The organism is Rhizobium sophoriradicis (genome assembly GCF_025200795.1).
Classification (GTDB): Bacteria; Pseudomonadota; Alphaproteobacteria; order Rhizobiales; family Rhizobiaceae; genus Rhizobium; species Rhizobium sophoriradicis.
The window spans coordinates 3104730-3125132 of sequence record NZ_CP104152.1 but is presented as its reverse complement, the minus strand read 5'-3'; the positions used below and the strand labels follow the sequence as shown (position 1 = coordinate 3125132).

The window sequence follows — 20403 nt, the reverse complement described above, 5'->3', positions numbered from 1 at the left end:
CATCTTGATAAAAAAGTTCCGGAAAAGCAGGAACTTTTTTGGGCGCGCCGCATTATTCCAGCCGACAAAGAAAGGGCGTAGCATTTTGACCCACGCCGCGGCAAACTCGGCGACATCGACAGTCGAAAGCCTCGGTGTCGCGGGTTCAAGTTGTGATTATGCCGTGCACGCCTCTGGAACAGACAACCGGCGAGAAGACGAATTGATGACCACACGCAAGAAAGAAGCAGCCGATCAGCGACAGCTGGAGCTGCGGGCAAGCGATATCCTGGACCCGAACAATCAGATCGGCGTCAAATTGCGCTCGCTTTATGCGGCCGCACAGGGTGAAGCGATCCCGGATCGTTTTCTCGATCTTCTCGAAAAGCTCGACCATGCCGAGATGATGGCTTCCGCCAAGATGGCCGAATAGGACCGCCCGCATGGAAGATAAAGTGCAACCCAGCTTCAAGCGGGAACTGCTGGCGGCCCTCCCAAGCCTTCGCGCATTCGCTATTTCTCTGATCGGCAGGCATGATCGTGCCGACGATCTCGTTCAAGACACCATCATGAAGGCCTGGGCCAAACAGGATCATTTCGAGATGGGCACCAATATGAAGGCCTGGCTCTTCACGATCCTGCGCAACGAACTCTACAGCCAGATGCGTAAAAGCGGCCGCGAAGTGCAGGATAGCGACGGCCTGTTCACCGAATCGATGGCGATGCACCCCTCGCAATATGGTGCGCTCGATCTGCAGGATTTCAAGAAGGCCCTCGACCAGCTGCCGCCTGACCAGCGCGAAGCGATTATCCTCGTCGGCGCCTCGGGTTTTTCCTACGAGGAGGCCGCCGAAATCTGCGGCTGCGCCGTCGGCACCATCAAGAGCCGCGTCAACCGCGCCCGCCAGCGGCTGCAGGAGTTGCTGCAGATCTCGGGCGAAGCAGATTTCGGCCCGGATGCCACATCGGCGCCGCTGACGTCGAAGGCGTTTGCGTTTTGAGGAGAGATCGAGAGGCCGGCTGCCTGTTGCGGCGCCGGCTTTTTGCATCGTTTTAGAGAGCGATCGTCATTCGGGCATTACCTCTCCACCCTCATTCCTGTGCTTGTCACAGGAATCCAGCGCGCCCAAGTCCTTGGGCGCGAAAGACTCATGCCATTCCGATATGATTCAATCACGGCGCGGACGCGCCGTGGCTGGATTCCTGTGACAGGCACAGGAATGAGGAGGAGAGGTGAATGCTTCACCTCTTCGGAATCGGGGACATCTCCTTCTCCTCAACCCTCCCGCTTCGACCCCACCAGATTGGCCGCGACAATGGCCGCCAGCACGCCGGCGGTCAGGAGCGGCTGGGCCCGGACGAGGCCGAGCCCAACGGCTGCCAGCGATTCCAGCGCTGCGCGGCGCTCGCGGGCGCGGCGTTTGTCCTGGGCGTTGATCATCACCATCACCACCACCAGGATGACGGCGATCAGCAGCGCGCAGGCGGCCAGGAAGAGGGCGGCGCCGACCGGGCCGTAGATGCCGGCGAGCCAGATGGCGCCGGCAGTGACGGCCAGCGCATAGGCGGTGAGAATGAAGAGCAGGGCGAGCGCAAGGAAGATGCTGGTGCGCTTGGCGCGCGCGACGGTCCGGTGCACGCTTGCGCCCGTCAGCAGGCTGAGGATCGAGAGCATCGCGCTTCCTCAGCGCCGGGCGAGGAAGGCGATGGCCAGGCCGAAGGCGGCTGCGGCGCCGATCGTTGCCAGTGGATGTTTGCGCACGGTCTCGCGCATCTCGGTCGCGCCGCGCTCGTAGCCGTGCTGCAATTCGCGTAAGAGATCTTCGCTGCGGGCGAGTAGTTCGTCATAGCCGGCGCTTGCCTGGCCGCGGATTTTATTGCCGTGAAGGCGGGAACTCTTGCCGACGAGGCGCGTCAGTTCCGCGAGTTCGTCGCGTAGTGCCTCGATCTGTTCCTCGATGCCGGATTCGAAATTGTGGAAGGTGCCGTTGCGGCGGCTGCGGCCGGAGTGAAAAATGGAATAGGTCATGGCTGTCTCCATTTGGCTGGGGCGCGCGCAAGCCCGCCTGTTTTGCACGGGGTCACGACCGTTCGTTGCATAGATGAGGCCGCCCGGCATTGACTCAAATCACTGCCGACAACGTGCTGGGGGCTCAAAAGTTCCGCCGTACGCGGTGGTTAGCGCTGGGAAGCGGCGCTGTGGGCGAGCACGAAGGGCGTGCCGTCGGCGGGCACCTGATTGATGCGCAGCGCGCAGCCGAAGACCGAGAGCATGGCCTCATCGGTCAACACCTCATTGATGCCGCCGGCGGCGGCGAGGCGGCCGGATTTCATCAGCACGACGCGGTCGGCAAAGAGCGCCGTCAGGTTGAGGTCGTGCATGACGGCGATGACTCCGCCGCCGCGTTCGCAGAAATCGCGGGCGAGCGACATGATGGTCAGCTGATGGCTGATGTCGAGGCTGGAGACCGGCTCGTCGAGCAGCAGCCAGCGGGACTTGCCGTCGACGACGGGCTCGGCGATCTGGCAAAGCACGCGGGCAAGCTGCACACGCTGTTGCTCGCCGCCTGAGAGTTCCTGATAGAAACGGCCTTCGAAGCCAGTCAGGTCGACGGAAGCAAGAGCTGCAGCCGCCGTCTCCTCGGCCTTGTCGGGACTGAGATTGATGCCCGAGGTCAAGCCCATGCGGACGATCTCGCGCACGGTGAAGGGAAAGGAGATGTTACTTGCCTGCGGCAGCACGCCGCGAATGGCGGCAAGCTGCCAGGGTTTCAGTCCTCGCACCTCGCCGCCGCCGATGCGCACCGAGCCGCCATAAGCAAGCTCGCCGGAGATCGCTTTCATCGTCGTCGTCTTGCCGGAGCCGTTCGGCCCGGCAATCGCCATCAGCTCGCCGGCCTTGGCGGTGAAGGCGACGTCGCTGATGATTAATTTGCCGGAAAGGCGCACGGAGAGGCCGGACACTTCGATCATCTGCACGTCACTCACAAGATCGCTCACAGGGCAAGGCGCGAACGCTGCTTCAGCAGGATCCACAGGAAGAAGGGGCCGCCGACCGCCGCGGTGATGATGCCGATCGGCAGTTCGGCAGGGGCGACCAGGGTGCGCGCCAGCACGTCCGCGAAGATCAGCAGCGATCCGCCGAGAAGGGCTGCGGCCGGCAGCAGGAAACGGTGATCCGGGCCGATCGCCATGCGCAGGATATGCGGCACGACGATGCCGACGAAACCGATGCCGCCGCTGACGGCGACGGACGCGCCGGTCGCCGCGGCGACGCCGACGATCGCGACATTCTTCAGCCGCTGCACCGGCACGCCCATATGAAAGGCGGCTGCCTCGCCGAGCGTGATGGCATTGAGGCCGCGGGCCATGAAGGGCAGCGCCATGAAGGACAGCAGGATGATCGGGCCGGCGGCGGCGATCTTCGTCCATGTGGCGCCGGCAAGCGAGCCCATGCTCCAGAAGGTCAGGTCGCGCAGCTGCTGGTCGTTGGCCACGTAGATCAGCAGGCCGGTCAGGGCGAGGGTGAGCGCGCCGAGCGCGATGCCGGCAAGCAGCATCGTCGCCACCGAGGTCTGGCCGTGACGGGTGGCGATCCTGTAGAGCAGCAGCGTCGTGACCAGACCGCCGCCGAAGGCGGCCACCGGCAAAGCATAGATGCCGAAGAACGCCTGGAACGGTGCCGAGAGGCCGCTGCCGAGCACGATCATGGCGACCGCGCCGAGGCTTGCGCCGGAGGAGACGCCGACAAGGCCCGGATCGGCGAGCGGATTGCGGAACAGGCCCTGCATCACCGTGCCGGAGACGGCCAGCGAGGCGCCGATCAGAAAGCCGAGGATCGTGCGGGGAAGGCGGATATCGAAGATGATGATCCGGTCACGGGCGCTCAGCGACGCCTCCGAGCCGGTGATGTTGCCGATGACGTCGAGGATCGAGGCATCCGAGGCGCCTGTCGTCACCGAAAACAACATCGCGAAGGCGGAGCCGGCGACAAGCAGCGCGATCGCCATCACGGCGAGCCGCGTTCTGTCGCCCGCCCGCCTGGTTTCGCCGATCTCTGCCATCGCAAAGCGTCGCTCTCGTTGCGTCATGGCTTGTGGCAGGGCCATGATCAGCCCCCGTAGATCGCCGCGTTGAGCTCGCGCGCGGCGGCTGCCGTGCGCGGGCCGAAGCCGAGCAGGTAGATGCCGTCCATCCGCACGATCGCCTTCTTCTCGCCGGCCGGCGTCAGCGCGATCGCCGGCTGGGCCAGCAGATCCTCGTTCTTGGTGCCGGCGCCGTCGCCACGGTTCATCATCAGGATGATGTCGGGCTTGGCTTCGATGATCGCCTCGTCGGTCAGCGGCTTATAACCGGGGAATGCGCCGACGGCATTGACGGCGCCGGCAAGCTGGATGATGCCGTCGGCCGCCGTGCCGGTGCCCGAGGCCATGATTCGGCCGTTCTGGGCGCTGAGGATGAAGAGAACGCGCTTGCGTTCGGCCTCCGGGCGTTTTTCGGCGTCGGCGATCGCCGCGTCGAGATCGGCCGCGACCTTTCCTTCAAGCGCCTTCGCCTTGTCGGGCACGCCGAGCAGCGCGCCGACGCGATCGATCTTGGCGATGATGCCGTCGCGCGTGAACGGGCTCGGCACGGTCTCGAAGGGCACGCTGGCATTCTTCAGCACGGCCAGCGCCTCCTTCGGGCCCGAACCCTCGACGGCGATGATCGCCGTCGGGTTCATGGCGAGGATGCCTTCGGGCGAGAGCGCGCGCATATAACCGACATTGGGCAGTTTCAGCGCCGCTTCCGGATAGGTGCTCGTCGTGTCGCGGGCGATCAGCCGGCTTTCCTCGCCGAGCGCATAGACGATCTCGGTGATATCGCCGCCGACCGCAACCAGGCGCGACGTGTCGAGCTTCCTGTCCTCGGCGCGAGCGGCGCGGACAAAGGCGATGCCTTTGACCGCCGGTGCCGAAGGGATCAGCGGCAGCGCCATGACGGCCGCCGTCAGCGCCAGTTGCCAGGGGCGGATTCGGCGCAGATTGTTACGCATCGTCATCATTGCGATCCTTATGCGGCGACACTGGCTGCCCGCGGCAGGTTTTCGATGATCTCGCGCCATTCCACGCGTTCGTCGGAGCCTTCCTTGCGCTTGCCGAAGAACTGGATGATCATCTCGCCGTCGGCATTGTAAGCCTCGAGCGAAGTGACGTGGCCGTCCTTGGTCGGCTTGCGCACGGCCCAGGTCTCGGCGATGTGATCCTGGCGCAGATGCAGGTGGAAGGTCGGGTCCATGATATTGATCCATGGGCCCATGGTCTGCACATTAACGATCGGGCCGGAATGAATCTGGACGATGCCGTTGTTGGCGACGAAGCACATGATCGGCAGGCCTGATTTCACCGAGGCATGCATCATCTCCGCCGTCGCGCCGTTGTCGAGCTTCCAGGCATAGTCGTCGCCGACGCTGCGGATGGCCGCCTGGCGGCCGATCTTCAGGCGCTTCAGCATGCCGAAGAACTCATGCGTGTCGGTGAGCCTGCTCCAGTTGTCGCGCAACTCGTCGCGGTCGACATCGGCGGTCTCATCGGCGGCATTCGAAATCTCCGCCTCGACGAATTCCTGCGACTGGTCTTCGAGCTTCAATTCGGCGACGATCGCGTGATAGGCCTCGACATTCGAATTCGGTCGCAGATGCACCTTGTGCACGGCGTTGCCCGCCTTGTCGAAATATTGCAGGCTGAGACGCTCCTGGTCGCCATCCCACTTGGAGACGGCGAAGCCATGCTCCCAGCGGTTGGGGAAAATGCGCAGGTCGATGTTCTCGCCGAGCACGATGGCGCTCTGCATGCCCATCTTGATGTTTTCGAAGACGCCGATCTTCTCGTGCACGGCGCTTTCGTTGCGCGACAGCGCCATCACTTCGCCGAGGCCTGCGACGCGTTCCAGAAGCTTCAGCGCGCTGCCGTCGATGCGGGTGACGCTGATACCGGTTTCGGCGGCGACGAGGGCTGCCTCGGAAATCTTCAGCCGGGCGGCGATATCGCGCTCGCGCATCTTCGAATTTTCGGCGCGAAACGCACGGATTTCGGCCGGCGCCGGTCTTTTCTGTTCAGTCATGTCTTACCTACTTATTGGCCCTATTTATTAAGAATGAGCTTGCCCTGGCGGGTGATCTTCAGGCGGTAAACCAGCCCGTCGTGTCTGATCACGATCTCGTTCGTGCCGCGGAAAAGATCCGCGCTGTCGACGATCCGCTGTTGCGCCGCCGGCTCGCTGGGCAGCGGCGCATGCTTAAAGCTATCTGGCTTTTCAACCATCATGTCGGTTGGCAATTCCGTGAAGCCGGGGATCGGTGGTCCCCGGTGTGGTGACAATTAACTTGACTTTCTTACTCATAGTTTTTTAAAGACGCAATAGGAGACTAACGTAGTCAAGTTTTTGAGATTGCTGATTTGCGGCTGCCTGCCGGCGGCCGGCGACAATGGCGGAGAAGATTATGACGGATAGGTTTGCGGCCGTTGCGGCCGGCTGGGTAATGGCGGTTGCGAGCGTATGCCAGGCACAGGAGACGGCGCCGGCAGCCTCTCTCAATGTCGAGCTCAACGCGCTGGCGCCCTCGCAGAAGGGCTGCATGATGACCTTCGTCGCGCTCAACCAGCTGCCCGCCGTCATCAACAAGGTCTCCTTCGAACTCGCCTTCTTCAACGACAAGAACGCCGTCGACCGGATCACCGTGCTCGATTTCCGCGATCTGCCGCAAGGCAAGAAGCGCGTGCGCCAGTTCGACATGCCGAATGTCAAATGCGAGAGCGTGACCCGCATCCTGATCAACGACACGCCGGTCTGCGATGGGCCGGCTGCCGGCGAATGCATGAAGGGCCTCGTCGCCCGCTCGCAGATTCCCGTCCCCTTCGAGGGCTAAAATACGCCGGGGATGAACCCTGGCGGGCATGTTTCAGGCTGTCCGAGGCGTAGACAATGGCGATTTCAGCGAAAACCAGATCGAGACAGGTGCTCATCGGGGAGGCGGACGCCGGCGGCAGCCTGAATGATAATACGCCCGGCATGCATCCCGGCCACGAGCTTTCCGAACTGCGCAACGCGCAGCGGCAGCCGGCCGGCGAAACGGTGATCCACTACACGCGTTTTGCGCAGATATCCTCCTTTCCCGATCATCCGGTAGCCGCGCCGGCAACTCCCGTTTCCGCGCCGCCGATGGACGCGGCGGTGGAAAAGCAGGAAGACGAGAAGACACCAGTGCGGCGGCGGGTGGCGCTGAGTTGCTTTTGTTCGCTGATCTTCCATGCGACGTTGGCCGCAGTGCTGATCGTCGCCTTCCCCCACATCCCGGAAGAAGCAATCGAGGGAGCCGGCGAAGCTGTCAGCGTCGTCATGTATGGTAATTCCGACGTCGACCAGACCGCAGCAGGCGAGACCGATGTGACCGTACAGGAAGAAATCATTCCAGAGGCGGTCGAGCCGGAGACAATCCAGCCGACCGAAGTCTCCCCCGTAGCTCAGGATCCAATCCAGCTAGCTCCTTCTCCAGAGGTAACGCGCGTTTCGCCGGAGACTGCGACGGCGGTCGAGCCCGAAATCCTCGTTTCCGAAGTTCCGGCGGAAACTGCCGTCGCACAACCAATGTCGACGGTGGTTCCCGAGGAGCAGAAGCCTGCTGACGAAATACCCCCGGTCGTTCAGCCATCCGAGACGCCTTCTGTCGCCGCAGTCGAGCCTGAGGGGGTCAAGTCCGTCGAAACGGCCGAGGTGCAGCCGGAGGCGGACGTGCCGCAGGAGGTCGTGACGCCGAAGCCGAAACCTAAAGCAGTGACTGAGGAAAAGCCGAAACCGGTCGAGAAAAAGCGCCCGCCGAAAAAGACTGACGGGTCGAAGGGCGAGGCGCAGCAGGATTCTATGCGTGGTGTTGCCGAAGGTAATCCTTCAACACAGTCAGATCAAAACTCGCGCACAGCCGGGAATAACAATGGAATCGGAACTGCAGCCTTTGCCAATTATGACGGTAAGGTCCGTAGCCGTATTCGTCGTGCGATGAGGACACCTCGCAGTGTCGAAGGAACTGTCGTCGTCTCGTTTTCCGTCAATAGCAGCGGCGGTTTGACTTCCGTCCGCGTGGTCAACGGATCCGGCATTCCGGAAATCGATAGGCTTGCTGTCGATGCCGTCAGGCGCGCAGCACCATTCGGTCCAACGCCAGGTGGAAACGGAAGGAACTTTACGGCGGTGACGATTGAGGTCGAATAAATATGATAAACACATTCAACTTTATACTTTACTCCAAAAATCAAGTTTAATAAGGTCCGTTCGCACACGCAGGAATCGTGTGACGATCAACGAGCGAACGGGTGGTAAATGGCTCGCAAGGGCAAGAAGGGTTCGAACCGGGAGGTCCGCGACAGCGCGGGCGAGGACGCAAGTCAGGCATCCCCCGGACGGTCCAAACTGGATGGCCGCAGTTTCCTCTATGTCGGCGGGCGTGACTGCCAGGTGGCGCATCTTCGCCAAATCTGCAGCAATTTCGGCGCCGAGCTCATTCATCACGACGGCGGCCTGCGCGAAGCGGTGTCCCGCATCGATACCGTGCTTCCCTCGGTCGACTGCGTGTTCTGCCCGATCGACTGTATCAGCCACGATGCCTGCCTTCGGGTGAAGACCGGCTGCAAGAAGTTCGGCAAGGCCTTCATCCCGCTGCGCAACGGCAGCAAGTCCAGCCTGGAGCGTGCGCTGCAGACGATGAACGAACGAGACAATTCCCGATGAACGACCAGCATCCCGACCGCTTCACCATGATCGGCCTGCACAAGCTCGCCGCGTACAGCGGCGACGGCCTCGTGCCGGAACTCTACGAACTTTTTCAGCAGCATGCCGAACGCCAGCGGATCTATCAGAATGTGACGCTGTTCCCGACCTGGGAGACGCGCATGCCCGGAGAAGCGACGACGAGAGCACTTGGCCCGGCGGCGGCAAACGGCAATAATATTCTCGCCTTTCCCGCGCTTGCGGCAAGGGCGGATAAGCGGAAGGCGTAGGGAGATTTCATGTATATCGCAATGAACCGCTTCAAGGTCGCAACCGGGAGCGAGAGTGATTTCGAGACGGTCTGGCGCAATCGCGATTCCAGCCTGACCGAGGTGCCCGGCTTCGTCGAATTCCGCCTGCTGCGCGGCAAGGCCAACGAAGAGGAGGGCTATACGCTCTATTCCTCGCACACGCTCTGGAAGAGCGAAGCGGATTTTCAGAACTGGACGAAGTCTGAGAATTTTCGCGCCGCCCACCGCAATGCCGGCGACCGCAAGGCGATGTACAAGGGGCCGCCGGTGTTTGAGGGCTTCAATGTGGTCGATGGGATATAGCTGCTGACAGTTAGCTCGGCGTTCGTAGCCCCCTCATCCGCCCCTTCGGGCACCTTCTCCCCGAGGGTAGAAGGACGTGCCGCAGCGCTCGTTTTCCCCTCTCCCCTCGGGGAGAAGGTGCCCGAAGGGGCGGATGAGGGGGCTGCACGCACACCTTCATGCGACTCCTAGTTTGCTCTTGAGCAACCGGCAGCGATTGCCAAACTCTACGCCCGAACGCGCAACACCGCACCTGCCGCAACCGCCAGCCAGCCAAGCATCATCGCCCAGCCGCCGGTCGGGGCGGCATAGGGGAAGAGGCCTGAACCGGCAAAACGCAGCGAGACCAGGTCGCCCGCAAAGAGCAGCGTGCCGACGATCATCAGAAAACCGGCCAGCCAGGCGGTTTTGAGTCTCGTGGTGCCGAAAGCCAGTGCCAATAGGGCAGGGGCGTGCGCCAGGCACATGGCGGATGCGGATGCCGCGAGACTGGCTTGCCCGCCGCCATGGGCGGCAACGGCGGCGAGTGCCACGCCGGCCACGCCGAACAGGCCGGCAAAGAGATAGAGCACTGGTTCCAGACGCGCATTCAGGCTCATGGCTGTTCCTTGTTCTGCATATGGTAGGCGAGGCGCTCGACCGGCGCCCAGATGAGATCGCGCAGTGCCTGGGTCGCAATCGTCTCGTCCAGGGCGCGGCGGAAGCAGAGCAACCATTCGTCGCGCTCGACAGGGCCGATCTCGGCGACGAAGTGGCGGCTGCGCAGCCGCGGATGGCCGCGCTTGTCGGTATAGAGCGGCGGCCCGCCGAGATAACCGCTCATATATTCGTAGAATTTCTCTTCGCTCTCCTGAAGGCTCGGCGGGTGCACGGCGCGCACGTTGCTTGCCTCCGGCAGCCTGTCCATCAGCTCATAGAAACGGCGCGTCAGCGCCCGCACGGCGGGATCGCCGCCGATCGCTTGATATAGAGTGGTGACCTTCTCCGTCACGAAACCATCCCAGATGCATTCCCCGTCTTCCGACCTTCATGCACCGGGCGGAAAATGATCGCAACCGTCATCAAGCTGCCGCGGCATTTCGCGCATAATGCCGGCTCCATAGGGTTTCCACAGATTCTGCTTGACAAAACCGTCCAGGCGGTATCTTTAATCCCATATGTCCAACGCTCATCACCGCAAGAAACAACCGGCCCTCGTGCGCCAGCAATTGCTGGATGTCGCCGCGCGCCTTGCCGCGAGCGAAGGCATGGCCGCGGTCACACTCGATGCGGTGTCCGCCGCCTCCAGCGTCAGCAAGGGCGGGCTGCTGCATCACTTCCCGACGAAGAATGCGCTGCTCGACGCCCTGTTCGAGAGCCTGCTTGAAAAGTTCGACGCCGATATAGAGGAACTGATGCGAGGTGATCCGCTACCGCAGGGCCGTTTCACCCGGGCCTATGTCAAGGCGGTATCCGGCCTCAAGGATCGTCCTGATGATTCCAGGAACTGGAAGCAGGTGACGATCGCGCTGCTTGCCGAACCCCGGCTGCGTCTGCGCTGGCGCCAGTGGGTGCAGACGCGGGCGGAGGAATATGTCGGCACCGATTCCTCGCTCGACGCCCAGATCGTGCGGTTTGCCGCCGACGGGCTTTGGTTCGCGGACACGCTGGAAAGCCACGATATCGACGGTGCCCTGAGGCGCGATCTCATCGGCCGCCTGGTGGAACTGACGGGCAAGTAATCCGATAAGGAATTCGTCATGAGCCAGGCCGCCGTTTACGGGCTGCTTTTTGCAGCCGTCGTGCTTGAAGTCATCGGCACGACCGCACTGCAACTGTCGCAGCAGTTCACCCGCATCGGGCCGACGGCGCTCGTCGTCGCCTGTTATGCGGCCGCCTTCTACTGCCTGTCGCTGACCCTGAAAAGCATCCCCGTCGGCATCGCCTATGCAATTTGGAGCGCTTTGGGAATCGTGCTGATTTCCTCCGTCGGCCTTGTTTTTTTCAAGCAGCGGCTCGACCTGCCGGCAGTCATCGGCCTCGGGCTGATCATATCCGGCGTCGTCGTCGTCAACCTGTTTTCGAAGTCCGTTTCCCATTGATATTGCTTCGATATTTTATGAAACTGCCTCCCGCTTCACGAGAGAAATTTTCCCCTTTGTCAAATTCCTGACAAAGGGCTATGTGTTGCTTGGACGTGGTGGAGAGCGAGGCGAACACAGCGCAGTTCTCCAAAGCGCTTTGGATCAATGCCTTCCCGCCTATCGAGACTTCCACTCTACAGGAGCACACCATGGCCATTCGCACCGTCGTCTGGGGTGAAAACATCCACGAGAATACCAATGAGATCGTCCGCGGCATCTATCCCGAGGGCATGCACACGACAATCGCCAATGCGCTGAATGCCGATCCCGCGATCTCCGCGACCACGGCGACGCTGCAGGAGCCGGAACATGGGTTGAGCGAAGCCCGGCTTGCCGAAACCGATGTGCTGACCTGGTGGGGGCACAAGGATCACGGTGCGGTCTCCGACATCGTTGTTGAGCGTGTCGCCAAGCGCGTCTGGGAAGGCATGGGCCTGCTCGTGCTGCATTCCGGCCATTTCTCCAAGATCTTCAAGCGGCTGATGGGTACGCCCTGCGCGCTGAAGTGGCGCGAGGCGGGCGAACGCGAGCGGCTGTGGACGATCAATCCACGCCATCCGATCGCCGCCGGTATCGGCGAGCATTTCGAGCTCGAGAACGAGGAAATGTACGGCGAGCAGTTCTCGGTGCCGGAGCCGTTGGAAACGGTGTTCATCTCCTGGTTCCAGGGTGGGGAAGTGTTCCGCTCCGGCCTCACCTGGCGGCGCGGCGCCGGCAACATCTTCTATTTCCGCCCCGGCCACGAGACCTATCCGACCTATCACGACGCCACCGTCCAGAAGGTGCTGATCAACGGCGTCAAGTGGGCGTATAACCCGCAAGCTGCGTTAACTGGTATTACCGACGCTCCAAATGTGCCTGTAGAAAAGGCGCTGGAGCCGATCGTCGAACGCGGCCCGAAATTGCACCAGGCCGGCGAAGCCGGTTACCGCTGAGGAGCATCCATGCGACTACTCGTTCTTGGCACCGGCGTGATGGCGAAAAACCAGCTCACCCACTTCAGCAAAATCGACGGCGTGACTGTTGTCGGCGCCGTCGACACCGATCCCGACCGGCTTTCCGCCTTCGCCGACAAGTTCGGCATCGAAAGGCGGTTTCTGTCGCTGGACGAGGCGATCGACTGGGGCGAATTCGATGCGGCGACGAACATTACGCCCGATCGCATCCATCACCCGACCACGCTGGCGCTGATCGCTTCCGGCAAACATGTGTTCTGCGAGAAACCGCTGGCGGAAAACTATCCGAAGGCGCTGGAGATGACGGAAGCGGCCGAAAAAGCCGGCGTCATCAACATGGTTAACCTCACCTATCGCAATGTCGCGCCGCTGCAGCGCGCCCGCGAGATGGTGCTCGCCGGCGAACTCGGCACGATCAAGCATGTCGAGGCCTCCTACCTGCAGAGCTGGCTGGTCTCGCGTGCCTGGGGCGACTGGCGCACGGAATCGACCTGGCTGTGGCGGCTTTCCACCGGCCACGGCTCGAATGGCGTGCTCGGCGATGTCGGCATCCACATCCTCGATTTCGCCGCCTATGGCGCCGCGACCGACATCGACCATGTCTTTGCGCGGCTGAAGACCTTCAACAAGGCGCCCGGCGGCCAGATCGGCGAATATATGCTCGACGCCAATGACAGCTTCACCATGTCGGTCGATTTCGCCAACGGCGCGCTCGGCGTCATCCATGCCAGCCGCTGGGCGACGGGCCATCTGAACGAGCTGAAGCTGCGCATCTATGGCGAAAAGGGCAGCCTCGAGGTCATTCATCGCCCCGGCGGTTCCGAATTGCGCGGCTGCCTCGGCGAGGATGCCGAGACCGCCACCTGGCGGGAAATCGAGGTGACTCCGGTGCCGACCAACTACCAGCGGTTCGCCGAGGCGGTGGCAAGCGGCATTCAGCCTGATCCCAATTTCCGCCACGCCGCCAACCTCCAGAAGGTTCTCGACCTCGCCATGGTGAGCGAGCGCGAGCGGCGCGAGCTGAAGGTCTGATCCTGCTGGAGAAAGAGCCTGAGGGGCGGGGACAAGCTGCATGAAAAACCTTCTCCCAAGCTGGCCGCTTTGGGCGCTTCTTTCCGCCGGCTTTGCGGCGCTCACCGCGATTTTCGCCAAGGTCGGCGTCGAGAACGTGAATTCCGACTTCGCGACCTTCATTCGCACCATCGTCATCCTGCTGGCGGCGGGCGTGATGATCTATGTGACCGGCAATTGGCAGGAGCCATCCTCGGTGTCGAGCAGGAGCTGGTTCTTCCTGGTGCTTTCGGGCCTTGCCACCGGCGCATCCTGGATTTGCTATTTCCGGGCTCTGAAGCTCGGCGATGCTGCCCGTGTTGCGCCGATCGACAAGCTGTCCGTCGTCTTCGTGTCCGTCTTTGCAGTGCTTTTCCTCGGAGAGCGCCTGACGTTGCCGAACTGGCTCGGCGTCATCATGATTGCCGGGGGCGCGGTGCTCATCGCCTACAGGGCTTGAAGCATCGACGATCTGACGCAAAGGAAGCTTCGGCGGTGAAGTGCATCGCGCGAAAAAGCCCCGCCGAAGCGGGGCCGGAGGTTGCCGAGCCGCAGGGGGCATCGGCCGCTTGGTTATTCGATGACCTGCACGACGCGGTGCGTGCGGGGTTCGACGATCACGCGCTGATTGTTGATGACCGTGTAGGCGTATTTCGGGTTATCAGGCACCGGAGTGACGACGACATCGGCCGGGAGCGGCTTGCCGACGACGATCGGCTCCTCAACCACCACGCGGGCAGTCGGGGCAGGCTGCTGCTGGACGTAGGTGACGACCTCGCGCGGCGGCGGATCGACGACAGCGCCGGCGACACCGCCGGCTATGCCGCCAACGGCAGCACCCACGGGGCCGCCGACAATCGCGCCGGTGATGGCGCCGCCGGCCGCACCGGTGACAGCGCCGTCAGCAAGAGCGTTGGTAGCGAAAGACGAAAGCGCAAGGGCGCCGGAGACAAGTAGAATCTTGTACATTTTGCTTCTCCTTTGCTGGGGTTGCGTCTGGGTAACGACGCCGCCTGGCCGATGTTCCGGCAGGAGATTCACGCTTTGGAAGCCCGGTTCACATTCTGTGAGGTGGCTGAAATCGCCTCATTCCAGCCGCCGGCGAAAGAGCCACGCGGCGGCGCTGAGCGTGACGGCGGCGATCAGCGCCAGCGGGATCGTCTGGTTTATCACCTCGCTCAAGGGGATATCCTTGAGGAAGACGCCTTTGACGATCACCAGGAAATAGCGCAGCGGATTGATGAAGGTTATCGGCTGCAGCCAGCCCGGCATGTTCTCGATCGGGGTTGCGAAGCCGGAAAGCAGCATGGCCGGCACCATGAACAGAAAGGCGCCGAGAATTGCCTGCTGCTGCGTCATCGACAGTGCCGAAATGAAGAGGCCGAGGCCGGCGACCGAGCCGAGATAGAAGATCGCGCTGCCGTAAAGCAGCAAGAGCGAACCGCGCAGCGGCACCTCGAACAGGAAGACGGCGGCGAGGATATAGACGGTGATGTGGAACAGGCCGATCATCATCGGCGGGATCAGCTTGCCGATCAGGATCTCGTGCATGCGCAGCGGCGAAACCATCAGCTGGTCGAAGGTGCCGAGCTCGCGCTCGCGGGCGATCGACAGGGCCGTGACGATCAGACCGATCAGCAGCGCGATGCTGGCGATCAGGTTCGGCACCATGAACCATTGGAAGGTGAGGTTCGGGTTGAACCAGTTGCGGGGCACCGTCGACACCATCTCAGTGCCGGCGCGCTTGCCCGCCGGCGTCTCGGCGGCGAGGGTCGCGCCGATCTGCGCGAGGTAGCCCGCGACGATCTGCGAGGCATTGGAGCGGCGGCCGTCGAGCACGACCTGCAGATCGGCGGGTGTTCCCGCCTCGATATTGCGCGAAAAATCCGGGCCGATCTCGACGGCGGCGATCACCGTCTGGTTATCGATCGCCACCCGGACTTCGCCCTGATCGGCGGCGAATTCGATGTTGCGAAAGGTCGGCGACCCGTCGATGCGCTCGATCAGTTCCTGGCCCCAATGGCCGCTGTCGCGGTTGAGGATCATGAGGTCGACATTGCGCACTTCCAGCGTGGCGGCATAGGAAAAGACGAGAAGCTGGACAATCGGCGGGCCAATGAGGATGGCGCGGCCCTTGGGATCGCGCAGCACGGCGAGCAGTTCCTTGACGATGAGGGCGTAAAGCCTTGTCCATCCCATCTCAGCCGATCCTCTTTCGGGTGCTACGCGCGGCGAGCATGAACATGATGGCGCCGATCGTCAGCATGACGGAGATTGCCTTGGTGAACATCGGCCAGATGTCGCCGGCAAGGAACACGGTCTGCAGGCTGGGGATAAGGTAGCGCGCCGGCACGATGAAGGTGATCCACTGGATGATCTCAGGCATGGAGTTGATCTCGAACAGGAAGCCCGACAGCAGGAAGGCAGGCAGGAAGGCTGATATCAGCGCCAGCTGCGAGGCGAGGAACTGGTTCTTAGTGGCCGTCGAGATCAGCAAGCCCTGCCCGAGCGCCGGTATCAGAAAGGCGGCCGAAAGGGCGTAAAGGGCCGCGACCGAACCGCGGAACGGCACACCGAAGAGAAAGACCGCAAGCAGCACGCAGAGCGTCATCGAGGTGAGGCCGAGCAGGAAATAGGGCAGGATCTTGCCGGCGAGCAGCTCGACGGCGGTTACCGGCGTCGCCATCATCGCCTCCATCGTGCCGCGCTCCCATTCGCGGGCGACGACCAGCGAGGTCAGAAGCGTGCCGACCAGCGTCATGACGATGGCGATCGAGCCCGGCACGAGGAAATTGCGGCTGGTCAGCTCCGGATTGAACCAGAAGCGCTGCTCGACCGCGATGGTGGCTTCGGAGGTGGCGACGTCCGCCTGGCGCTGCTGCTCCCAGTTGGCAACGGCACCCTGCGCATAATTCTGCACGAAATTGGCCGTGTTCGGATCGGAACCGTCGACGATCACCTGGATGGAGGGGTGGTTGCCGGCGGTATAGCGTGTGGTGAAATCGGCCGGAATGACGACGATGCCGCGGACCTTGCCGATCACGAGATCTTCCTCGAACAGGCGCCGGTCTCGGCCGATCGCCACATCGAAATAACGCGAGGCGCGGAAGCTGGCCGCAAGATCCTGCGTCAGCGGCGTCATCTCCTCGGTCGCCAGGCCGATGCGGGTGCGGCTGGTATCGAGCGAGACGCCGTAGCCGAAGAGAAAGAGCAGGATCAGCGGCAGCACGAAGGCGATGAGGATGCTGCTCGGATCGCGGATCGCCTGAAGGCTTTCCTTGCGCACCAGGGCTGAAAGACGCCGGAGCCGGCCTGACGAGGCGCTCATGCGGTGTCCTCCGCTTCCGACTGCTGCACCAGCGCAATGAAGGCATCCTCCATCGTCGGGTCCGGCTCATCCTTTGTCGCGACACGGGCCTTCAATTCATCGGGCGAGCCGAGCGCGATCGAGCGGCCGCGATAGATCAGCGAAATACGGTCGCAATATTCCGCCTCGTCCATGAAATGGGTGGTGACGAGGACGGTGACGCCTTTTTCGACGAGCGCATTGATATGGGTCCAGAATTCGCGCCGGGTGATCGGATCGACGCCGGAGGTCGGTTCGTCGAGGAAGAGTGCGCGCGGCTCGTGCATGACGGCGCAGGCGAGCGCCAGCCGCTGCTTGAGGCCGAGCGGCAGATCCTTGGCTGCCTCGCGGTCATGGCGGCCGAAATCGAAAATATCAGCCATCAGCGCGATGCGTTCGCGTCTGCGCTGGCCGCGAAGGCCGTAGACGCCGGCGAAGAATTCGAGGTTCTGCATGACGGTGAGATCGCCATAGAGCGAGAACTTCTGCGCCATGTAGCCGAGTTGGTTGCGGGCCTCCGCGGCATCACGGCGAAGATCGAAACCGGCGACGCGGCCTTCGCCGCCGGTCGGTTTCAACAGGCCGCAGAGCATCTTGAAGGTGGTGGATTTGCCGGCGCCGTTCGGGCCGAGCAGGCCGAAGATCTCGCCGCGGCGGATATCGAAGCTGATGTCGTCGGCGGCGGTGAAATCACCGAAGCGTTTGGTGAGGCTCCTGGCCTCGATCACCGGGCGGTCGCCCTCGACCTTCAGCGGTTCTTGCGCCTCGGCAAGCCGGGAGCGGCCTCCGGGACCGCCGCCCAGCATGTCGACGAAGGCATCCTCGAAGCGGGGCGGGGCAGGGGCAAGCGATGCGCCGTCACCGGCCTTGCCGATATCGGGCCTCTTGTCCTTGGCTGCCACCAGGCGGATCGCCTCGCCCTGGATCACGCCGTCGATGACGCCATCAGCCTGTAATAGTTCGGCAAGCACCTGCCGCCGGCGTCCCGTGACGCCGGAAACCCTGAAGACCCGGTCGCCGACGCGTTCGGTCAGGTCCAGAGGTTTTCCCGAGAAGAGCAGCTTTCCCTGGTTCAGGAGCAGCACATGGTCGCAGGCCTCCGCCTCATCAAGGTAGGCGGTCGACCAGAGCACGCCGATGCCTTCCTTCGTCAGGTTCTCGACCATCTTCCAGAGGTCGCGGCGCGAGATCGGATCGACGCCCACGCCTGGCTCGTCGAGCAGCAGCAGGCGCGGCTTTTTCAGCAGCGCGCAGGCAAGGCCGAGCTTCTGCTTCATGCCGCCGGAAAGCTTGCCGGCGAGCCGGCCGGTGAAGCGCTTGAGGTCGGTGAACGTCAGCAGCTCGTCGAAGACGCCGGCGCGTTCGCTCCTCGGCAAGCCGCGCAGATCGGCGTAGAGATTGAGGTTTTCCAGCACCGAGAGGTCCTCATAGAGGCCGAAGCGCTGCGGCATGTAGCCGATCGCCGCTTGGATACCGGCGGCATTCTTCCTGGTGTCGAAGCCGAGAACTTCCACGCTGCCTGTGTCCGGCAGCATCAGGCCGGTCATCAGGCGGATCAATGTCGTCTTGCCGGCACCATCGGGGCCGACGAGGCCGGTGATCGCACCGCCGCCGATCACACCGGAGATGGCGTCGAGGGCCGGAGGCGCATCGCCGAACCGCTTGGTGACGCCATCGATCCGGACGAATGGCCTGTCGTCGTCCCTGGGCCCTGCGGCGCTCATTGTCCGCGCGCCGCAGGCTGGGAAAGCCGCACCGTGACCGGCATGCCCTGGCGCAGATCCGGGCCAGGCTTGTCGATGACGATCCTCAGGCGATAGACAAGATCGGTCCTGAGCTCCGGCGTCTCCACCGATTTCGGGGTGAATTCGGCAACCGGCGAGATGAAGCCGATCGTTCCCTCATAGGGCTTGTCCGGCGCCGTATCGGAGGCGACGGAAACCTTCATGCCGGGATGGATGCGGCCGAGTTCGGGCTCGGCGACATAGCTGCGCACCCAGACGGGCTCGGTCAGGGAGAGCACGAAGACGGTATCGGCCGGCGATACGATCGCGCCGTTCTCGCGCACCCGGGAGAGGATGATGCCATCGTTCGGCGCACGCAGCTCGGTGTCGGCGAGAGAGGTGCGGGCCGAGGCGAGCGTTGCCTCGGCGGCCTTCAGTTGGGCGTCGGCGGCGGCTATATCCTCGACGCGCGAGCCTTCCTCAAGCAGTTTCAACGCCTCATTGGCGGACTGGGAGCGGGCGGCGGCCATTGCCTTTGCGGCGGTCGCCTGATCGAGGCTCGCCTCGGAAATCGTGCCCTGCGGGCGAAGCTGGCGGGCGCGCTCATAGGCGAGGTTGGCGTTTTCAAGATCGGCGAGGCTCTCGTCATAGGCGGCACGCGCCTGGGCGATTTCGGTCGGCCGCGGGCCGGCCTTCAGCTTGTCGAGCGTTGCGCGAAGGGCTGCGGCATTGGCCTCGCCCGAGCGGACGGCGAACTCATAGGGCGCGGCGTCGAGCTTCGCCAGGACCGCATCCCTTTTGACGACATCGCCCTCGTCGACGCGGAGCTCGGAGAGGCGGCCGCTGACGCGAAAGCCGAGCGAGACCTGGCGGATGTCGACATTGCCGTAAAGGACGAATTCGCGGCGGGCCTCGGGCAGCCAGCCGAGCTTCTCGGGCAGGCCGTACCACCATGCGCCAGCGCCGCCGGCGACAAGGATAAGGATGGCGAGGGGAAGGATGCGTTTCATGCTGCACCGCCTTTCGGCTGGCCGATGACTTCGGCCAGTTCGGCAGCCAGGCGCCGCAGGATCTCCACCTGCTCGGGGCCGAAGGTCTCCCATTCCATTTGGGCCAGCACGGAAGCATGGGCGAAGCGGAAGATGAGGATACTGCCGACGAGATTGAAGGTGCGCAGGCGCACATGTTCGGACGCCGGATCCTCGCGCAGAATGGCGCCGACGAGTCGGCGGCCCATCTCAATCATCGGCCGCATGATGCCCTGATAGACCCGCCTGAAAGCCTCGGTCGGCTCCATCTGCTCGCGGATCAGAAAGCGGGCCCAGGGTTCGGATTCCTTTGCAACGAAGAGCGTCACCATGGTCTGTAGGACTTCAGTGAGGAAGGCGCGCGCCTGGGCTTCTCCGAGCGGCTCGCCGGCTGCGTCGAGCGCCATCAGATGCGCGCCGATGCGGGTCCTCATGCCGCTGACATGGGCGTCGATCCGCGTCATCAGATATTCCGCCGTGGCGATGTAGAGGCCTTCCTTGCTGCCGAAATAATAGGGGATTGCCTGCAGGTTGACGCCGGCCGCTTCTGTCAGCTGGCGGGTCGAAGCACCATCGAAACCGTAGCGCCCGAATACGTCGAGAGCGGCCGTCAGCATCTTCTGGCGCGCGATCTCGGCGCGGGCGGAGGTTGGTGGGTTTTGGGTATCGTTGTTCGGGGTCATGACGGATATATAGCACCAACATAAAAATCAGTCAATCGAATGATATATATCGGTATGCGTTTTGACAGGAGGGGAACGGATCCTGCGAGGCGGTGGTAAAGGACGGGGAGGTTGCGGGGCAGACCGAGCTTTCCTGCTCGAGGCAGTCGAGATTTTCAGATCGGCAAGATGTGCCGGCA

Annotated in this window: 27 protein-coding genes; 12 read left to right on the top strand and 15 right to left on the bottom strand. The window is 62.9% G+C overall.

Translation table 11 applies throughout. The annotated features are described in order from the left end of the window. Nucleotides 1–205 precede the first annotated feature (205 nt). Together N2597_RS15520 and N2597_RS15515 are read left to right on the top strand one after the other, a co-directional pair. The gene (locus N2597_RS15520; protein ID WP_038690788.1) at nucleotides 206–412 is read left to right on the top strand and encodes a NepR family anti-sigma factor; all 207 of its coding nucleotides are present in this window, start codon (nucleotides 206–208) and stop codon (nucleotides 410–412) included. A gap of 10 nt (nucleotides 413–422) precedes the next feature. Then, the gene (locus N2597_RS15515) at nucleotides 423–980 is read left to right on the top strand and encodes an RNA polymerase sigma factor (protein WP_004677121.1); all 558 of its coding nucleotides are present in this window, start codon (nucleotides 423–425) and stop codon (nucleotides 978–980) included. A 275-nt stretch (nucleotides 981–1255) separates the two neighbouring features. Here the strand turns inward: N2597_RS15515 and N2597_RS15510 are convergent, their stop codons facing one another. From N2597_RS15510 to hemP, 7 genes are all read right to left on the bottom strand, one after another. Then, nucleotides 1256–1654 (bottom strand): hypothetical protein, encoded by a 399-nt coding sequence (locus tag N2597_RS15510; protein ID WP_096763764.1) that lies wholly within the window; start codon nucleotides 1652–1654, stop codon nucleotides 1256–1258. A gap of 9 nt (nucleotides 1655–1663) precedes the next feature. Continuing rightward, nucleotides 1664–2008 (bottom strand): DUF883 family protein, encoded by a 345-nt coding sequence (locus N2597_RS15505; RefSeq protein ID WP_009991145.1) that lies wholly within the window; start codon nucleotides 2006–2008, stop codon nucleotides 1664–1666. A 149-nt stretch (nucleotides 2009–2157) separates the two neighbouring features. Beyond that, nucleotides 2158–2952: a heme ABC transporter ATP-binding protein gene (locus tag N2597_RS15500; protein ID WP_077990098.1), complete on the bottom strand. Its 795-nt coding sequence runs from the start codon at nucleotides 2950–2952 to the stop codon at nucleotides 2158–2160. A gap of 23 nt (nucleotides 2953–2975) precedes the next feature. Beyond that, a complete protein-coding gene (locus tag N2597_RS15495; RefSeq protein WP_183598423.1) occupies nucleotides 2976–4088 on the bottom strand; it encodes a FecCD family ABC transporter permease in 1113 nt (370 codons plus the stop codon). 2 nt (nucleotides 4089–4090) lie between these two features. After that, a complete protein-coding gene (locus N2597_RS15490; protein ID WP_106796622.1) occupies nucleotides 4091–5020 on the bottom strand; it encodes a heme/hemin ABC transporter substrate-binding protein in 930 nt (309 codons plus the stop codon). A gap of 11 nt (nucleotides 5021–5031) precedes the next feature. Beyond that, nucleotides 5032–6081 carry a hemin-degrading factor gene (locus N2597_RS15485; RefSeq protein WP_183598421.1) on the bottom strand — a complete coding sequence of 350 codons (1050 nt, stop codon included), beginning with the start codon at nucleotides 6079–6081 and terminating at the stop codon, nucleotides 5032–5034. 20 nt (nucleotides 6082–6101) lie between these two features. Further along, nucleotides 6102–6284 carry a hemin uptake protein HemP gene (hemP, locus tag N2597_RS15480; protein WP_010023267.1) on the bottom strand — a complete coding sequence of 61 codons (183 nt, stop codon included), beginning with the start codon at nucleotides 6282–6284 and terminating at the stop codon, nucleotides 6102–6104. A 176-nt stretch (nucleotides 6285–6460) separates the two neighbouring features. On the opposite strand from hemP, the gene N2597_RS15475 reads away from it, so the two are divergent. From N2597_RS15475 to hmuQ, 5 genes are all read left to right on the top strand, one after another. Further along, the gene (locus tag N2597_RS15475) at nucleotides 6461–6886 is read left to right on the top strand and encodes a hypothetical protein (protein ID WP_183598419.1); all 426 of its coding nucleotides are present in this window, start codon (nucleotides 6461–6463) and stop codon (nucleotides 6884–6886) included. 56 nt (nucleotides 6887–6942) lie between these two features. After that, nucleotides 6943–8226, top strand: coding sequence for an energy transducer TonB family protein (locus N2597_RS15470; protein ID WP_183598417.1), 1284 nt, complete (start codon nucleotides 6943–6945; stop codon nucleotides 8224–8226). A 108-nt stretch (nucleotides 8227–8334) separates the two neighbouring features. Continuing rightward, on the top strand, nucleotides 8335–8742 hold the full coding sequence (locus tag N2597_RS15465; RefSeq protein WP_039621588.1) for a DUF2325 domain-containing protein: 408 nt from the start codon (nucleotides 8335–8337) through the stop codon (nucleotides 8740–8742). Continuing rightward, entirely contained in the window at nucleotides 8739–9011 is a 273-nt protein-coding gene (locus tag N2597_RS15460; RefSeq protein WP_183598415.1) for a hypothetical protein, read from the top strand. The genes N2597_RS15465 and N2597_RS15460 overlap by 4 nt, the downstream gene beginning before the upstream one ends. A 9-nt stretch (nucleotides 9012–9020) precedes the next feature. Then, on the top strand, nucleotides 9021–9335 hold the full coding sequence (gene hmuQ / locus N2597_RS15455; protein WP_009990335.1) for a heme-degrading protein HmuQ: 315 nt from the start codon (nucleotides 9021–9023) through the stop codon (nucleotides 9333–9335). Between the two features lie 206 nt (nucleotides 9336–9541). Here the strand turns inward: hmuQ and N2597_RS15450 are convergent, their stop codons facing one another. Both N2597_RS15450 and N2597_RS15445 read right to left on the bottom strand, forming a co-directional pair. Further along, entirely contained in the window at nucleotides 9542–9913 is a 372-nt protein-coding gene (locus N2597_RS15450) for a DUF423 domain-containing protein (protein WP_009994468.1), read from the bottom strand. Further along, the gene (locus tag N2597_RS15445) at nucleotides 9910–10305 is read right to left on the bottom strand and encodes a group II truncated hemoglobin (RefSeq protein ID WP_096765157.1); all 396 of its coding nucleotides are present in this window, start codon (nucleotides 10303–10305) and stop codon (nucleotides 9910–9912) included. Before N2597_RS15445 ends, N2597_RS15450 begins: the two co-directional genes overlap by 4 nt. 166 nt (nucleotides 10306–10471) lie before the next feature. Here N2597_RS15445 and N2597_RS15440 point away from each other — a divergent pair, with 166 nt between their 5' ends. The 5 genes from N2597_RS15440 to N2597_RS15420 all read left to right on the top strand — a co-directional run bounded on the left by N2597_RS15440 (nucleotide 10472) and on the right by N2597_RS15420 (nucleotide 13903). After that, nucleotides 10472–11035 (top strand): TetR/AcrR family transcriptional regulator, encoded by a 564-nt coding sequence (locus N2597_RS15440; protein ID WP_183598413.1) that lies wholly within the window; start codon nucleotides 10472–10474, stop codon nucleotides 11033–11035. A gap of 18 nt (nucleotides 11036–11053) precedes the next feature. Continuing rightward, nucleotides 11054–11395: an SMR family transporter gene (locus N2597_RS15435; RefSeq protein WP_183598411.1), complete on the top strand. Its 342-nt coding sequence runs from the start codon at nucleotides 11054–11056 to the stop codon at nucleotides 11393–11395. Between the two features lie 191 nt (nucleotides 11396–11586). Beyond that, nucleotides 11587–12372, top strand: coding sequence for a ThuA domain-containing protein (locus N2597_RS15430; protein ID WP_183598409.1), 786 nt, complete (start codon nucleotides 11587–11589; stop codon nucleotides 12370–12372). A 9-nt stretch (nucleotides 12373–12381) separates the two neighbouring features. Further along, entirely contained in the window at nucleotides 12382–13425 is a 1044-nt protein-coding gene (locus tag N2597_RS15425; protein ID WP_183598407.1) for a Gfo/Idh/MocA family protein, read from the top strand. Between the two features lie 40 nt (nucleotides 13426–13465). Then, nucleotides 13466–13903, top strand: a complete 438-nt coding sequence (locus N2597_RS15420) for an EamA family transporter (RefSeq protein WP_183598405.1) — start codon at nucleotides 13466–13468, stop codon at nucleotides 13901–13903. A 113-nt stretch (nucleotides 13904–14016) separates the two neighbouring features. Here the strand turns inward: N2597_RS15420 and N2597_RS15415 are convergent, their stop codons facing one another. From N2597_RS15415 to N2597_RS15390, 6 genes are all read right to left on the bottom strand, one after another. Then, complete coding sequence (locus tag N2597_RS15415) at nucleotides 14017–14412, bottom strand: DUF1236 domain-containing protein (RefSeq protein ID WP_009984915.1); 396 nt, start codon at nucleotides 14410–14412, stop codon at nucleotides 14017–14019. 117 nt (nucleotides 14413–14529) lie between these two features. Then, nucleotides 14530–15642, bottom strand: coding sequence for an ABC transporter permease (locus N2597_RS15410; protein WP_077990091.1), 1113 nt, complete (start codon nucleotides 15640–15642; stop codon nucleotides 14530–14532). A gap of 1 nt (nucleotide 15643) precedes the next feature. Beyond that, the gene (locus N2597_RS15405) at nucleotides 15644–16771 is read right to left on the bottom strand and encodes an ABC transporter permease (protein WP_077990092.1); all 1128 of its coding nucleotides are present in this window, start codon (nucleotides 16769–16771) and stop codon (nucleotides 15644–15646) included. Then, nucleotides 16768–18513, bottom strand: coding sequence for an ATP-binding cassette domain-containing protein (locus N2597_RS15400; protein WP_183598403.1), 1746 nt, complete (start codon nucleotides 18511–18513; stop codon nucleotides 16768–16770). Before N2597_RS15400 ends, N2597_RS15405 begins: the two co-directional genes overlap by 4 nt. Beyond that, nucleotides 18510–19523, bottom strand: a complete 1014-nt coding sequence (gene hlyD / locus N2597_RS15395) for a secretion protein HlyD (RefSeq protein WP_183598401.1) — start codon at nucleotides 19521–19523, stop codon at nucleotides 18510–18512. The genes N2597_RS15400 and hlyD overlap by 4 nt, the downstream gene beginning before the upstream one ends. Then, nucleotides 19520–20224 (bottom strand): CerR family C-terminal domain-containing protein, encoded by a 705-nt coding sequence (locus N2597_RS15390; RefSeq protein ID WP_183598399.1) that lies wholly within the window; start codon nucleotides 20222–20224, stop codon nucleotides 19520–19522. Before N2597_RS15390 ends, hlyD begins: the two co-directional genes overlap by 4 nt. Nucleotides 20225–20403: the final 179 nt, after the last annotated feature.